General features: G+C 57.0%; 15 protein-coding genes. 10 read left to right on the top strand and 5 right to left on the bottom strand.

Annotated features, from left to right (window positions below; all coding sequences use genetic code 11):
* Positions 1–200: 200 nt before the first annotated feature.
* Positions 201–635 carry a hypothetical protein gene (locus ACPOL_RS23055; RefSeq protein ID WP_114209136.1) on the bottom strand — a complete coding sequence of 145 codons (435 nt, stop codon included), beginning with the start codon at positions 633–635 and terminating at the stop codon, positions 201–203.
* A gap of 6 nt (positions 636–641) precedes the next feature.
* Complete coding sequence (locus ACPOL_RS23050; RefSeq protein WP_114209135.1) at positions 642–1,352, bottom strand: esterase family protein; 711 nt, start codon at positions 1,350–1,352, stop codon at positions 642–644.
* 193 nt (positions 1,353–1,545) lie between these two features.
* On the opposite strand from ACPOL_RS23050, the gene ACPOL_RS23045 reads away from it, so the two are divergent.
* Positions 1,546–2,388: an alpha/beta hydrolase gene (locus ACPOL_RS23045; RefSeq protein ID WP_161557529.1), complete on the top strand. Its 843-nt coding sequence runs from the start codon at positions 1,546–1,548 to the stop codon at positions 2,386–2,388.
* Between the two features lie 243 nt (positions 2,389–2,631).
* On the opposite strand, the gene ACPOL_RS23040 is transcribed toward ACPOL_RS23045, so the two are convergent.
* Together ACPOL_RS23040 and ACPOL_RS23035 are read right to left on the bottom strand one after the other, a co-directional pair.
* Complete coding sequence (locus ACPOL_RS23040; protein WP_161557528.1) at positions 2,632–4,734, bottom strand: tetratricopeptide repeat protein; 2,103 nt, start codon at positions 4,732–4,734, stop codon at positions 2,632–2,634.
* A 269-nt stretch (positions 4,735–5,003) separates the two neighbouring features.
* Positions 5,004–5,642 carry a thioredoxin domain-containing protein gene (locus tag ACPOL_RS23035; RefSeq protein ID WP_150133107.1) on the bottom strand — a complete coding sequence of 213 codons (639 nt, stop codon included), beginning with the start codon at positions 5,640–5,642 and terminating at the stop codon, positions 5,004–5,006.
* Positions 5,643–5,662: 20 nt separating this feature from the next.
* Between ACPOL_RS23035 and dcp the strand changes: the two genes are divergently transcribed.
* From dcp to ACPOL_RS23000, 7 genes are all read left to right on the top strand, one after another.
* The gene (gene dcp, locus ACPOL_RS23030; RefSeq protein WP_236656972.1) at positions 5,663–7,948 is read left to right on the top strand and encodes a peptidyl-dipeptidase Dcp; all 2,286 of its coding nucleotides are present in this window, start codon (positions 5,663–5,665) and stop codon (positions 7,946–7,948) included.
* A 169-nt stretch (positions 7,949–8,117) separates the two neighbouring features.
* The gene (gene rpsP, locus ACPOL_RS23025; RefSeq protein WP_114210994.1) at positions 8,118–8,366 is read left to right on the top strand and encodes a 30S ribosomal protein S16; all 249 of its coding nucleotides are present in this window, start codon (positions 8,118–8,120) and stop codon (positions 8,364–8,366) included.
* A gap of 213 nt (positions 8,367–8,579) precedes the next feature.
* Positions 8,580–8,858: a KH domain-containing protein gene (locus tag ACPOL_RS23020; protein WP_201758937.1), complete on the top strand. Its 279-nt coding sequence runs from the start codon at positions 8,580–8,582 to the stop codon at positions 8,856–8,858.
* Positions 8,859–8,937: 79 nt separating this feature from the next.
* Complete coding sequence (gene rimM, locus ACPOL_RS23015; protein WP_236656971.1) at positions 8,938–9,495, top strand: ribosome maturation factor RimM; 558 nt, start codon at positions 8,938–8,940, stop codon at positions 9,493–9,495.
* A 53-nt stretch (positions 9,496–9,548) separates the two neighbouring features.
* Complete coding sequence (gene trmD / locus ACPOL_RS23010; RefSeq protein ID WP_114209131.1) at positions 9,549–10,382, top strand: tRNA (guanosine(37)-N1)-methyltransferase TrmD; 834 nt, start codon at positions 9,549–9,551, stop codon at positions 10,380–10,382.
* 128 nt (positions 10,383–10,510) lie between these two features.
* Positions 10,511–10,864, top strand: coding sequence for a 50S ribosomal protein L19 (rplS, locus tag ACPOL_RS23005; protein WP_114209130.1), 354 nt, complete (start codon positions 10,511–10,513; stop codon positions 10,862–10,864).
* A gap of 172 nt (positions 10,865–11,036) precedes the next feature.
* Positions 11,037–11,771, top strand: a complete 735-nt coding sequence (locus tag ACPOL_RS23000) for a ribonuclease HII (RefSeq protein ID WP_114209129.1) — start codon at positions 11,037–11,039, stop codon at positions 11,769–11,771.
* Positions 11,772–11,964: 193 nt separating this feature from the next.
* On the opposite strand, the gene ACPOL_RS22995 is transcribed toward ACPOL_RS23000, so the two are convergent.
* Positions 11,965–12,729, bottom strand: coding sequence for a 2OG-Fe(II) oxygenase (locus ACPOL_RS22995; protein WP_114209128.1), 765 nt, complete (start codon positions 12,727–12,729; stop codon positions 11,965–11,967).
* A 609-nt stretch (positions 12,730–13,338) separates the two neighbouring features.
* Between ACPOL_RS22995 and ACPOL_RS22990 the strand changes: the two genes are divergently transcribed.
* The gene (locus ACPOL_RS22990) at positions 13,339–13,635 is read left to right on the top strand and encodes a c-type cytochrome (RefSeq protein WP_161557527.1); all 297 of its coding nucleotides are present in this window, start codon (positions 13,339–13,341) and stop codon (positions 13,633–13,635) included.
* A 150-nt stretch (positions 13,636–13,785) separates the two neighbouring features.
* Positions 13,786–14,892 (top strand): c-type cytochrome, encoded by a 1,107-nt coding sequence (locus ACPOL_RS22985; protein WP_236656970.1) that lies wholly within the window; start codon positions 13,786–13,788, stop codon positions 14,890–14,892.
* Positions 14,893–14,907: the final 15 nt, after the last annotated feature.

Here is a 14,907-nt window from a genome sequence, read left to right as displayed (position 1 = left end):
TCCTGGGGAAGCGCTTCCTGCTCTTGCTCAAGTCTCCAGGCGATCGGATGCCGCCCCTGTCTGCACGTGCAATCGCTGTTGCCGGTGCTCAGCTCGATCCACTCACCTCAGCGATCACTGAGTGCGATTTTGAGAGTCTCTAACATAACACCTGCCCGGAAGAGCGGGAGAGAAAATTCCATCCATCGCAATCCCCGCAGTCATCGGAATTCATAATCCAGCTGAATATTTCGCCATTTTGTCCTACCCGGAATCGCACCGTTGCAACCGTTGCACAGGATGATAAGTTGTTCGGTCGAACTCCATCGCACGGTCAGCTGGTCGGGCTCATGATGAACATTGAGAGCAATGTATTGCGGTCCGAATGGGAGCAGGCGGAGTTTCTCGCCCAGCGACGTCAGGTTTGCCGGGGTGAGCCGCACCATGAAGTTGTAGCTCGAAGAGGCGCCCGGATCTTCACGCACTACCTCTGCGCGGTACCTTCCGTCGGGTGACTCGGCCGACTGCAAAATCAGGGTTGCGTTCTCCACCCCGACCATCCAGAATGCAAGCCCGGTGAGCACCAGCGTAATTGGCAGGGCTAAATAGACTGAGATCACAAAGGTCAGCTTGCGCGCCTTGTTCCCGCCCGCCATGCGTGCCTACAGATACACCTGCATCATGCGCTGCCAGGTTGGCCAATCGTGGCTGTTCCAGGTGTCCCAGATATCCATCCGGCAGGGGACGCCCTTGGACTGGAGCAATCCGGCAAGATGCCGGCTCTCCCCGAGGCAATGGTCGTCCCAACCACTGGCCAGGAGGTACGAGTTCTGCCGGTAACGATCGAGCTGCCAGGAGTCGTGAAGGTTTGCGATATAGTGCGGCGGAATGTTGAAGTAGACGTCGTTGTCGTAGTAGCCGTTGAGAAATCTGCTCAAATCAAAGGCGCCGCTCATCGAAAGGAAGCCAGTAAATTTGTCAGGATGGCGGAGGGCGATGTTCACGGCATGGTAACCGCCAAAGCTGCAACCGAGCGAGATCAGCTTCTGATTCCAATTCTTCCACCTGACCAAGGGAAGCACCTCTTCGATCACATAGCTCTCGTAGGTCATCTGCCGGGCGATCCGCCAGCGCGGCGGAACGCTCCGGTTATACCAGCTCTCGGCGTCGACTGAGTCAAGCGAGTAAAGCTGTACCTCGCCATTGTCGATCTTGTAAGCAATGGAGTCGATCATGCCCCGGTCTTCAAACTCGTAGAACCTTCCCTGCGACGAGGGGAAGACGATGATCGGCAAGCCCGCGTGACCGTGGACGAGCAGTTCCATATCGCGGCCGAGACGCTGAGAGTACCACCTGTGATATTCGCGATGCATCGATTGCTGCCCTGGTGTCGGGGAATTCTAGTCTTCTGAGCTTAAGCCCGTAATATTCTTGTTACTGTAACAGGATCATGGCGCTTCGCATCTACTAGAGTGCGGCAGCGCTGTGAGAGTGCGGCGGGACTGCCGTTCGACCATTCACCGTCATGATTCTTGAAGGAAGTGAGTAAGCGCATTGAGTTTAGAGTTGACAACCCTGCGAGCGGACGAGGAAGAGGAGAAACCGCTACAGGCCGGTGGGCCGCCCTTTTCCTCTGGGCTTTGTTCGCGGCTGGTGATCCATCCGCAGTTTCACAGCCGTTTGCTGGCGGATGACCGCAACATCATTGTGTATCTTCCGCCCGGGTATGAAGATGCGGAACGTCATTATCCCGTCCTCTACATGCACGACGGGCAGAACCTCTTCGATCCGGAGACCTCGTTCGTGCGCGGCCGCACCTGGGAGATCGGTGAAAACGCCGACCGCCTCATACTTTCCGGCGAGATCGAGCCGCTCATCGTCGTTGGCGTCTACAACACGCCGCGACGTTTGGAGGAATACACTCACGCCCGCGACCGGCGCATGGGCGGCGGCGAAGCCAACAAATACGGCCTGCTGCTGGTCGAAGAACTCAAACCCTGGATTGACGACGAGTACCGTACGCTGCGCGATGAGAACAACACCGCCATGGGCGGCTCCTCGCTCGGCGGACTGGTGACCTTGTACCTCGGCCTGCTCCACACCGAGACCTTCGGCAAGCTGGCCGTGATGTCGCCCTCTGTCTGGTGGAACCACAAGAGCATTCTCGGCTTTGTCAACGAGTACGACGGGCCCCCCTGGCCGCGCATCTGGCTCGATGTTGGAGACGGCGAAGGCCCCCGCACCCACGCCGATGCTGATCTGCTTTATAAACGCCTGGTCGCCAATGGATGGAAACCCGAGATCAACATCCACTACCAGATGGTCGAAGGCGGAACCCACGACGAATCCGCCTGGGCCGCCAGGGTGGGCGACATGCTGAGGTTCCTGTTCCCCGCCAAACAGAGCTAACCGAAGAACAGACATCGTCCCGAGAACAAGCCCAAGACAGATTCTTCGTTCATCAGGACGGGCGACGGCGCCCTCTTCAAGCCGTTTTCCGGCTTGAGTGGAAGCAGCAAAGGCCCGACAAGTCCTGTTCGCAGATATCCTGAAGGCCCGGCAGGGTGGGGAAGACCCATTTCAAATGGGGTACCTACTTCTGTCTTCTTAAGTGTCAACGCACTCGCACTTCAGAGGCAGCGTCGAACCGAATCACAACCGGTCCAAATTCCCCCGAGCCGCCTCGTTCCCTGGATCGAGCTGCAGCGCCCGCTCAAAATCTGCCTTGGCCGCGGCCTTGTCCCCGGCATGAACATGCAGGACGCCCAGGTCATTCCAGTTCCCTGGATCTGTTGGCTCGATCTCAAGCGCCGCCTGTTGTTCGCGGATCGCCTTCTGCATCTCGCCCATCTGCGCATACACCTTAGCCAGGGCCAGATGCGGCGCGGCATCCTTCGGCCGCAACTTCTGCAGCGCCTCAAACTCCCGCTGTGCGTCCGCTAACTTCCCCGACTGCGCATAGACCGCTGCCAGCAGCTGACGGGAATCAGGATCATCTTTCTGCTGGAGCGCCGTCTGCAGCAATTCGGTCGCTCGGGCAAAGTTCTGCGCACCCGCTTCGAGCCCGGCAAGGTTGTAGAGCGCGTCGAAATTGTGCGCGTCGAGCGCCAGCGCCGCCTCCAACTCTTGCCGCGCCCCGGCCTCGCGCTGCGTCTGCACCAACACCGCGCCTAAGGCTGCATGAGCGCCTGGGTCTTTGGGATTCGTCGCCAGCAGCTGACGAAACTCCTTCTCCGCAGCGGGGTAATCCTCGTGCCGAAGCTCTAGCTGACCGAGATCGAAGCGCGCGTTGGCATCGTCGGGATCGACCGCCAATGCCTTCTCATACTCGGCCCGAGCCTGCTGCCAACCTCCAGCCGAATCGAGCGCCGCCGCCAAGGCCGTTAGCGTGAGAGCGTCGTTGGAATTGCGCTCCAGCGCTTTCTGATAGAGCGCAGCCGCGGCTTTGAAATCGCCGTCATTCATCTCGACCGAAGCCAGGTTGTAAAGCGCCGTGTGATCGTTTGGGTCCTTGCGCAGACGGTCTTCCATCCACGCCTTCTCCAGCAGCTCGCGCGTGTCCCGTTCCGAGTCTCTCAAGGGTCGAGGCAGTACCTGCAGCCACATATGCCCCATCTCATCCACCGAACGATTCCCTGCCTTCACCCGAATCGGCGGGCTATTCGGGTTGCGAACATTTGCCGCAGAATTGTCATACGTGTACCGCATATGCAGCACCGTACCTTTTGGAAGAAAAATTGGCCTGGCAAAACGATAGACCGACTGCCGGTCGATGTCCCAGTCAGGAATCAGGATCAGCCATTTCTTTTCGCCGCTGGGCAGGATCGCGAAACCTTCCATCCGCTTGCCCAGGTAATGCGCATGCGGATAGATGCCAAGCGCATCGACATCGGCCGGGAGCTTCAGCTGGTCCTCGACAACAAAGTCGGCATCCCCTGCCGGTATGTTCAGTGCATCGTCATGCTCCAGCTGCAGCAGCATCGGCCGCGCCGTCGCCGGTTTGTCGGCGAAGTAGAGGCCGACCGTCGCGCTCACTGCCTCCGGCTTGCCCGTCGGTTTCAAATGCATATTCAGGACAAGATCGTTTCCTGGATCAAGCCGCCACGGCATCCCCTCCGGCTCAACCAGCGCTTCCGAATCCGGCTTCCAGAAAAGAAAATGGCTATCTGGATCGAAGCTGTCTCCCGACGGCACCGTGATCTCCATCCCCGCGATTCCCTGCTTCCAGTCGGCAGGATGAGCGCGCCGCAGCGCTGCCGTCCGGTCGATCAAGACATTCGCGTGATGCACCACTTGCGGCGATCCTGGCTTGATCTCCATCGCGCGAATGTACTTCGTCTCAGAAATCGGCACCGGCAGGATGAAGTTGTGGAAGAGGTCTGTTCCCGAGGCAGGCACGGTCATCGCCGAATCGGAATGCAGGATCAGATCGGGCGGCCCAAGCTGCCAATCACTGGTGAAGATAGGCGGCTTCGGAGCATCGACAATATCACCCTGCGGCATTCCCGAGTTGACCCACCGCTTGATCAACGCCACGTCTGCATCCGGCAGGCGGCGGTTATCGGCAAATTCGCCATATCCCGGCTCCGGCAGCCAAGGAGGCATATACCGCGACTGCGTCACCCGCGCGATCACCGTGCCCCAACGCGCCGCATCCTGATACGAAAGCAGACTAAATGGTCCAGACCCTCCGGGATGATGGCAGCCGGAGCAGTTCTTATACAAGATTGGCGCAATCTGCTTTGAATAAGTCACTGGAGCCTCCGACGCTTGCACGGACAACCCGATTCCTCCAAAGGCGGGTGCCACACAATTCCCGCTTGAGATGTGGGTTGGGTTTACGAAGAAACCCTTGGCGCCCCATTTGAGCCATCTGTTGGCTTGACTGAGAGGAAAGAAGCCAAATGTTCCACAACGGGCCGCGAGATCATCGAAGGATCTTGTTTCTACGGCGTGGGTTCCAAACAAAAATACTCCCAATCCCACGATTGCAGTCATGAAGACAATCCGCCTGAAGAGCGGTCTCACTTCCCTGCTCCCCCATGCAGCATCGCTTCGCTGATTATTCCGCACCCCACTGGAGGCCCACCCGCAGGCGACACAGGTTGATCATCGAGGACCGCCCGAATCGCCAGTTCCAGGTCATGGCGAGTGGCTTGCGGTCTTTCCCTGCCAATGTCCAGGTAGCGGTCGTCGATCCGGCCGCTATAGACAAGTTTCAACTTCGCGCCAGCTTTTTCTGGAACCAGGACCATGGCCTGCGGCGTAATCGTCGCGTGGGTTATGGCCATCAACTCCGCGCTGGGATGGAGCAAAACATGACCTTGGAACGGGTCTACAGAACCACCAAACGATGCACGATGGCGAAGCACACCTTCGCCGGTCTCCCCGGCATTCGGATAGACGAGCCAGAATGCTATCGGCCTCCCGGCAAACTCCGCCGCGAGCCGTCGCAGTTCGGGAGAATACCGGTTCGAGATCGGGCAATCCGTAGCAATGAAAAACAACACCACCGCCGCCACCGGCCTTAAGCCAGCTCCCGCATCGAGCCGGGTCACTGCTTTCCCCTTGGGGGTTAATCCATAGGTCGTCTGCCCGCAAGAATGCCCAGGCAAAGCCAGCAATAAAGTTAACAGCCCGGCAATAGAAGCAGCACGTAACATTTGCTGTCCAGTAGACAGGATTGAAGCAGCCACAGGCAACGTTGCCGAAAGGCAGGTTCGGCGAAATCAGACGCCGGAACTATTCCGGGCTCCGTGTACTCTGTGGTCAGGCTTTTTATTTCAACCAGGCCGATGACCGGCTCGCCGTCGAGGACCGCAGAAACATGAACTTCCCCCGCTGGATTACCCTGATACCAATGTCCATCTCGTTTATCGCCGTCGCCGCCAATCCTCCAGCCACTCCCTTCGACCAGGGGAATCCTTTTTACGCGCCTAGCACCTTGCCGTTTCAAGCGCCGCCTTTCGACAAGATTAAGGACAGCGACTACCAGCCTGCCATTGAAGCGGGAATCGCCGAGCAGCTGAAAGAGATGCACGCAATCGCCAACGATTCCGCGGCTCCGACCTTCGACAACACGCTCGTCGCGATGGAAAAGGCGGGCCAATTGCTGCAACGCGTCCTTCCCGTCTTTGAAGGGGTCTCCGGCGCCAACACCAATCCCGCGCTGCAGAAGATCGAAGAAGAGGAGACTCCCAAGCTTGCCGCGCTCCACGACTCGATCTACCTCGATGCCAAGCTTTTCGAGCGGGTCTCGGCTATCTACCGGCAGCGGGACAGCCTGAAACTCGACCCGGAATCAAAGCGGCTGGTCGAGAAGTATTATCAGGACTTTGTACATGCCGGAGCCAACCTCTCCGACGAAAAGAAGGCCGAACTAAAAAAGCTGAACGAAGAAGGCGCCAAACTCTCCAACGACTTTAAAAACAAACTTCTCGCCGCGACCAAGGCGGGGGCGTACGCGACCACCGATAAGGAAAACCTGGCGGGACTGAGCGATGCGCAAATCGCTTCCGCCGCGCAAGCTGCGAAGTCACGAAACCAGGATGGCTGGGTCATCCCGCTGCAAAACACCACCCAGCAACCAGCGCTGACTCAGCTTAGCAACGGAGCCACTCGCAATGCGCTTTTTGAAAACTCATGGGAGCGGGCCGAACGCGGCGGCGAAAATGACACCCGCGACACCATCGCCCGTCTCGCCCAGCTTCGGGCCCGCAAAGCCGAGTTGCTCGGATACCCAAATTTTGCCGCCTGGAAGCTTGAAGATCAAATGGCCAAGACCCCTGAGGCCGCGTTGAAGTTCATGAACGACCTGGTGCCTGCTGCGACCGCTAAGGCGGCTCGCGAAGCGAGAGACATTCAGGCATTGATTGCGTCACAGCGAGGCGATGCGGGCGAAGGCGCCTTTCACTTGCACCCGTGGGATTGGAACTTCTACGCGGAACAAGTCCGGAAGGCCAGATATGACCTCGACGAATCCCAGGTAAAGCCATACTTTGAACTCAATAACGTGCTCCAAAATGGCGTCTTCTATGCCGCAAACCAGCTCTACGGCATCACTTTCAAAGAGCGCCACGATCTGCCTGTTTATCAGCCGGATGTGCGCGTCTTCGAGGTCTATGAGGCCGATGGCAAGCCGCTGGCGCTCTTCTACTGCGACTACTACAAGCGCGATAACAAAAACGGTGGCGCCTGGATGAGCAGCTTCGTCGATCAGTCGAAGCTGCTCGGCACCCTGCCCGTTGTTTATAACGTCGCCAACTTGCCCAAACCCGCCGAAGGGCAGCCAGCGCTTATCAGCTTCAGCGATGTCACGACCATGTTCCACGAGTTCGGCCACGCCCTGCACGGCATGTTTGCTGCGAGCCAATATCCGACGCTCTCGGGAACTTCCGTGGCGCGGGACTTTGTAGAATTCCCGTCGCAGTTCAACGAGCATTGGGCGACCTATCCGGCGGTCTTTGATCATTTCGCCAAGGATTACAAGACCGGAGCTCCCATCCCCCCTGAGCTGACTGCCAAGATCAAGAAAGCGGCCACCTTTAACCAGGGTTACGCCCTAACCGAACTCCTGGCAGCCGCGGAGCTCGATATGCAATGGCATACCCTCCCCGTGACCGCTCCTCTCCAGAAGCCGGATGCTTTTGAGCAGGAAGCACTCGAAAAAACCAAGTTACTCCTCAGCTACGTGCCCCCGCGCTATCGTTCCAGCTACTTCTCCCACATCTGGGGTGGCGGCTATGCGGCGGGCTATTATGCCTACCTCTGGGCGGAAATGTTGGATGACGATGCCTTCCAGTGGTTTCAGGATCACGGCGGCCTCACCCGCGCCAATGGTGACCGCTTCCGGCAGATGGTCCTGTCCCGGGGAAATACTGAAGACCTCGCAAAGATGTACGAAGCATGGCTTGGGAGCGCTCCCAACATTCAACCCATGCTCAAATTTCGCGGACTTGACCAACCGTAATGCTTGACCTTCTCCAAAATCTGTTTGTCCAGCTGCCGAGGCCTGGCACTTGCCGAAACGCTCCCGTTCCCGCATACTTAAAGGCTGGGATGCCTGCGGTTTGTTCCGCACTCGTGCCTGTCTCCCAAACAATCCAGTACTAGGTTCTGAGAGGATTTTGATTGTGTTGATGATTCGTCTTGCGCGCTTCGGCGCCCGTAAGCAGCCGTACTACCGAGTTGTGGTGATTGAAAAGCGTCTGGCCCGCAATGGCCGCTCGCTGGAGATTGTCGGGACCTACAATCCGCGGACCAATCCCGCGACTGTGGATCTCAAGCGCGAGCGGATCGAACACTGGGTCGGCCAGGGTGCCCAGCTCTCCGAGCGTGTCGGCAAGTTGCTGGCTAAGTATCCGGTTTCAGCGCCCGTCGCTGCCTGAGAACAATAGTTTCTTGGTTTTTCCGCAGTCTGATTTCCCTATTTAGACAGATAAACCATCGGCAAGTCGATCATTGTGCAACCTTCCCTAAATGACCGCTTGACGGAGTGCACGGTAAGTAGTTCATATTGTTCACTGCAGTTTCGGTGTTGACCGGCAGCGCGGAGAGGACATCCGCCCGCTCTCCGGCAGCGCTGACTGGGAGGTAAGTGAATGACGGAAGGGCAACAAGACCCAATGCGCGACCTGGTAGCAGAGATTGCCCGCGCCCTTGTGGATGAACCAGAAGCGGTCGAAGTTGAGATTCAACGGCACGAGGAGAGTAGCGTCCTGCGTTTGCGGGTCGCGCCCTCCGATATAGGCAAGGTCATCGGAAAGCAAGGGCGCACCGCCCGCTCTATGCGTACCATCCTCGGAGCAGTCAGCATGAAGCAGCATCATCGCTACACGCTCGACATCCTCGAGGATGTACCCAGTTCATCTCAGAAGTGATGGTTCGCCCCTCAAAGGAAGGCCGGTTTAGGGATTCAGAATTTTGAATGCGTTGCTTCCAGAAGATGATTGGGTAGTAGTGGCGAAGATTGTTCGGCCGCAAGGACGTCATGGCGAGGTTCTCGCCGACCTGTTAACGGATTTTCCGGAACGGTTCTCTGAGCGGAAACGACTCTTTCTGCTACCCCCCAAAGGAGAACCGCGAGCCGTCGAACTCGAAAACCACTGGCTCCATCAGGGTCGGATCGTCCTCAAGCTGATTGGGATCGAATCGATAAACGACGCCGAGACGCTTCGCGGTCTGGATGTTGCCATTCCCAAGCACGAGCGCGCACCGCTCGAAGATGGAGCCGTCTACATCAGTGATCTGCTTAATTGCAAGCTTGTCGATTCCCTCTCCGATTTGGTTGTGGGCAAAATCGCCAATGTTGATCGTGAGTCGGGTCCAACGTCCTTGTTAGTCGTCGAAACGCCTGCAGGAGGAGAAGTCCTCGTGCCATTCGTCAAAGCCTATCGGCCGATAGTCGATGTTGCTGCCAAGAGCGTCTCCATGGAATTGCCCGAAGGTCTGCTCGATTTGAACGCGCCGTCTGTCAAAAAACAGCCGGAAGGCGAACCGCCAGAAAGCGCGGAGTAATCGTCAGGACGTTATTGCAACACCCGTCTCCTCAGCCTGAACACGACACTTCTATGCGCTTCGACATCATCACCATTTTTCCGGGAATCTTCGCCGGCATCTTCGAACATGGCGTCGTCAAGCGCGCCATTGCTGGCGGCCTGGTCGCTGTGAAGGCCCATGACCTACGTGAGTTCACTCACGACCGGCATCGAACTGTCGATGGCCGGCCTTTTGGCGGGGGCGAAGGTATGGTCCTGAAACCAGAGCCGCTCGCCGAGGCCCTCGAAAGCCTAGGGGTCGCCCCTAAAGATCAACGCGATGCTCGCCGCGAATCGGTGGTCCTGCTCTCCGCCCAAGGCAGGAAGTTCACTCAGGAGACTGCCCGTGAACTTGCCCGACTCGACCACATCATCTTGATCTGCGGACGTTACGAAGGGGTGGACGAGCGCGTGAACGAACTACTAGCGGATCGCGAGCTCTCAATCGGCGACTACGTCCTCTCCGGCGGGGAGTTGGGCGCGGCAGTCATCATCGACGCGACCATGAGGCTCTTGCCCGGTGTGCTCGGGAACGACGCTTCGAACCAGTTCGAAAGCTTTGGCAGCTCCGACGCAGACCTCACAGAAGCTGGTCGCGGAGACGACCCACTCTTCCACAATTCCACCCCTCGCTCGACCCACGGCGCAGGCGGCTTGTTGGATTATCCCCATTACACACGCCCTTCCGAATTTCGCGGTCTCACCGTCCCTGAAGTGTTGAGTGGCGGCAACCATGAACAGATTCGGCGCTGGCGGCGTGAACGGGCCATCGAGAAGACGTTTAGGAATCGTCCAGATCTGCTAGAAAATGCAGAGCTAAGCGAGCAAGACAAAAGGTTTCTTCATACCCTGCGCACTTCGCGTTGATTTGCTTATGCGGTCGCCGACGACGCTGATGCCGATGGTTGATTAGAAGCCGCAAACTGTCGTCTTCCGTGTAAAATAAAGGTTTGGAACCAGTCTGGAATTGTCATTAGAACTGTTAGGAACGAATCATGTCTATCCATCCCGTAATGCAGCGGCTCGCCGAGAAATTAAATCGCACCGACCATCCGGATTTCGTGCCCGGCGACACCATTCGCGTTCAAGTCAAAATCAAAGAGGGCGACAAGGAACGTCTCCAGGCGTTCGAAGGTATTGTGATCGCCCTGAAGCGCGGCGCACAGGGCAGTTTCACGGTGCGCAAGATCAGCTTCGGTCAGGGCGTTGAGCGTATTTTCCCTTTTAACGCCAAGGTCATCGACAAGGTCGAAAAAATTCGTTCGGCCAAGGTCCGCCGTGCCAAGCTCTTCTACCTGCGCGGATTGCGCGGCAAGGCAGCCCGTCTCAAGGAAGTTGAGCGGCAGTAGGCTCCATCGCCTTCACTCTGTTTAGATCCAATTCAGGACGGCCCCGGTGGCGATATCGCTGGGGCCTTTCTGTGCTGGCTGAAAGTGTGGAAATTTAGCGTCCGCAAGTGGAATTCCAGGAATTCCTGCGTGACGAGCCCGGCGCTCTTAGGTATTACACTCAGCAATAGCAATGCCCAGAAGCAAAACGACCTCCCGGACTGTCTCAGATCGGAATTATTCCGTTCAAGATCCGCCCGAAGAACAGGTATCGGCAGCCACCCGCAAGCTGCGTATGCTTCGTACGCTCATTTGTGACGATAGCTATGAGTGCGCGGCGCGCAGCTCTGGAGCCCGCGCCATCGCCGGCGTCGATGAAGTTGGACGCGGATCTCTGTTTGGTCCGGTCGTGGCCGCTGCCGTCATCCTTCCTGATCGCTGCCGTATCGAAGGCTTGCGCGACTCTAAGCAGCTCTTGCCGGAAGAGCGGGAGCGTTACGCCGAGATCGTTCATCAGCTCGCGATCGCCGTGGCAGTCGAGGAGGTTTGTGCCGAGGTCATCGATCGCGTCAACATCTATCAGGCGACTCGGATTGCCATGACTGGGGCAGTAGGCCGTCTCTCGCCTGCGCCCGATCATCTCCTCATCGATGCCATGCGCCTGGACCTGGCCTGTGCGCAGACCAGTATTATTTATGGGGATTCCCTAAGTATCTCGATTGCCGCCGCTTCAGTGGTGGCTAAGGTGCATCGGGACCGGCTTATGTGCGAAATGGATCGCGACTATCCCGCCTATGGGCTGGCATCCCACAAAGGCTACGCGACGCCGGAGCACCTGTCCGCCCTGCTTCAGCATGGCCCGTGCGTTCAGCATCGCAGAAGCTTTCGTCCCGTCGTTCAGTCTTCGCTTCCGTGGGATGAGTTTTAGAGGAGAAGTGAGAATCGTCTCACATGCGGAAAAGCCCTTCTACAGGCCTTCTCCAGTGGGAAAAGGGGGAGCGAGTCGGGTTCGCGCATTCGAGCCACGGTCCTTTGCTCTAATGAAATCCTGATCGAAGCTTTCCTCTCAATGAGGAAAAACGATTCCGGTGAACGGCAGCCTGCTCAACCCCGTAATTGGCCTACTTCCGGCCCAACAGAGCCTTCAGCTTTTCTTTGCTTTTTTCCACCATCGTCTTTGCGTCCATCACTCCGCGGGCCCGGTAATCGGTGGTGTCGCGAATGGTACGATCCGCATCTTGCGGGCGCTTCTCACTGTAGTAATAAAGTGCGATCGAATCGCGAGTCACAGTTTCCGGACAGGTCATTGCGTCGGGGTGGCCATGAAAACTCTGATCGTCCGTGGTGAAGACGACAGCAGTACCCAGCGCCGGCGCCACCTTCGCGGCCATGCCAGACATGTCGGTCTTCCATAGCTCGAGGTGCCCGCCCCAGGAATCCTGCCAGCCGCTGTTGAGATAAACCAGAAGATTCAACCGGCGATAAAGATTGAGTCTCTTGTGCCAGTTGAAGTCGGCGTGTACCTTCAGAAACCCTCCCGACTTTAAGCTGTGGATGCCCCCTCCCTCAAAGTAAGGATCGGCGACCAAACCATGCTCCCCAGTCATCTCTTCGAGAAAGGTCATGAATGGCTGACTATTGCAGTAATCGATGAACGCCTTTGTCTTTGGCGGAAACTTATCGTAACTTCCGCAATACCGTTTCTTCTTCGCGCCGTAGAAATCCTTCTCTCCATCAAAGAAGTCGAAACTCTTAACTTCTTCGGCTACCTCTTGAACTGTCTTTGCGTCAAAGAAGTCCTTGAGAACAATGTGCGGATAAGGGGATGCCCCCTGATAATTAGCCGAGAATGCCTTGCCTACAAGACCGGTAGTGACAGCGCCCATCGATAATCCTCCTTGCTGGTAATACGCCTGATGCGTATGAAAACAGATGATTGCGGTATTTATTCGGAGTAAGCGGCTGCTTCAAGGTCGAGGGAAGCGGTCGAAAGATCGCCAAGCGGCGACGCCAAGTAGAGAAAGAATATCTTATCTAATAAGTGAAGTATTACTCGTAAAGGGTAGCGGAAATGACTCACAAAAACAATGAATTTTGCTCGATCGAGTGTAAATCCTTCACGATCGCGTTAGCGAAAGCGCCCATGATCTTGATCTAGAACGGGTGATGACGTCGGCGTAACGCATGCTCTAGCAGGCTCCTTTTGAGACTATTCGGACAAAATGGCAGATCGGCGATTAGAGCCTTCTTCTAGTCCGCGATCTCGAGCTGGGGGCTACCACGATGAACGGGTTTCGGCCTTCTGTTAGTATGGAACGCAAAATGAATGAGGGATTCTACGAGCCTCATAGACTGACCGCGCACGATCATCAAAAGGGGAAATCCAACACTTGAGCCATCCGTTTCGCCCATGGAGCCGCCTAGTTCGCCGGAACTCAACCTCTAGACTCGCCGCATCGATTCTGACTGTCCTGATTCCCGTTTCAGGAGCAGTGTTGGCTGGCAGAGCTGGAGCGGCAGCCGCCGAGAAACCCGCCAGCAGCGCGAAAATCAATCATGGCAAGACAATATTCACCACTCAGTGCGTCGGTTGCCATAACAAGCAGCCAGGCGACACGACCCCGTTTGGTCCTCCCAATCTTCATGGCATCTTCACGAGCGACCCGCCCGTAATCACCCCTCAGCAGGCCGTCGAAACAATCAAGCAGGGCAAAGGAGTGATGCCTCCGTTCGGTAGCAAACTAAGCCCTAGCGATATCAACGATATAGTGGCCTATTTGAAGACCCAATAGCCAAGTTGCTGCGCTTGATGTTTGTTGTACAGCAAGCGACGAGGGCAGTCTATTGCGTGACAAAGCTGCGGAGTGATTTTGGGCTGTCATTGAATCCTCCTCGTCGAAAATGGATTGATTATTCAGCTTTATGGGACAGGACGTTCAATTGTGAAGAGACTTCGGGCTATCGTACTCCTGAGTGCAGCAGCAGGCACAATCGCTTTTCAAGCCAGGCACCTGCCGGTTCTAGCCGCCTCCGCATACCCAACAGCGAGTCCGCAGGTCACCGGCCTCGACTCCGCCAGCTCCGCCGGGGCCAAGGTCTTTCAGGGCAATTGCGCGATGTGTCATGGGGAAACAATGCAGGGCCACCCACCTGTATTCCCGTCGTTGGTAGGAAAAGGGGCACAGTTGAATGCGCAGCAAATTACCGAGCTAGTCCGTCATGGCCGCGGTCAGATGCCCGCTTTTACCAAACTTTCGGACTCCGATCTATCTGCGCTGCTTCAATATCTCGCGCATGACCCGACCTTTACCCCTCCTACTGCCAACGGTCATGTCGCGGCCGCTCCGGCGATGGTCCCCTCTGCTTCGGCAGCGGCAGCCACCAGTGACCACGGCGGCTCGCTTTACCAGCAGAATTGCGCCTTCTGTCACGGCCGGGATGCCGGGGGCGGTGAGTCTGGACCCGATTTAACCCGTTCGAAGTTAGTCGCCGACGATGTAAACGGAGACAAGATTTCAGTCGTCGTCCGCAACGGACGGGCGGACAACAAGATGCCCAAGTTCAACTTCTCCGATGCGGAGATGGCCGATCTCGTGCGCTGGATTCATTCGACCGCGAAGGCGGCTGCAACTCGGCCGGGCGGGAGACGCGGCGTCGATGTCGCCGATCTGCAAACCGGAAATGTAGATGCAGGAAGAGCCTACTTCCGCGCCAATTGCGCCTCTTGCCACTCCCCGACTGGCGATCTTGCAGGAGTGGCTTCGCGGTATCAGGGCCTGCAGCTTGAAGAACGCATGCTTTATCCAAAGGACGCCAAAGACAAGGTCAAGGTGACTTTGCCGAGTGGAGAGACAATTTCAGGCATCTTGGAATATCAGGACGAGTTTGTGATCGGCTTGCGCGACGCTAACGGCACTTATCGCTCCTGGCCCGTCAGCGCCATTAAGTACTCGATCGACTCGCCCGTCACTGCCCACGTGGATCTCTTCCCGAAATACACCGACGATGATATCCACAATCTCATGGCGTACATACAAACCCTCAAATAAACCGAAGCAATCGCA

The sequence above is a fragment of the Acidisarcina polymorpha genome (assembly GCF_003330725.1).
Taxonomy (GTDB): domain Bacteria; phylum Acidobacteriota; class Terriglobia; order Terriglobales; family Acidobacteriaceae; genus Acidisarcina; species Acidisarcina polymorpha.
This window is presented reverse-complemented; position numbering and strand designations above follow the sequence as displayed.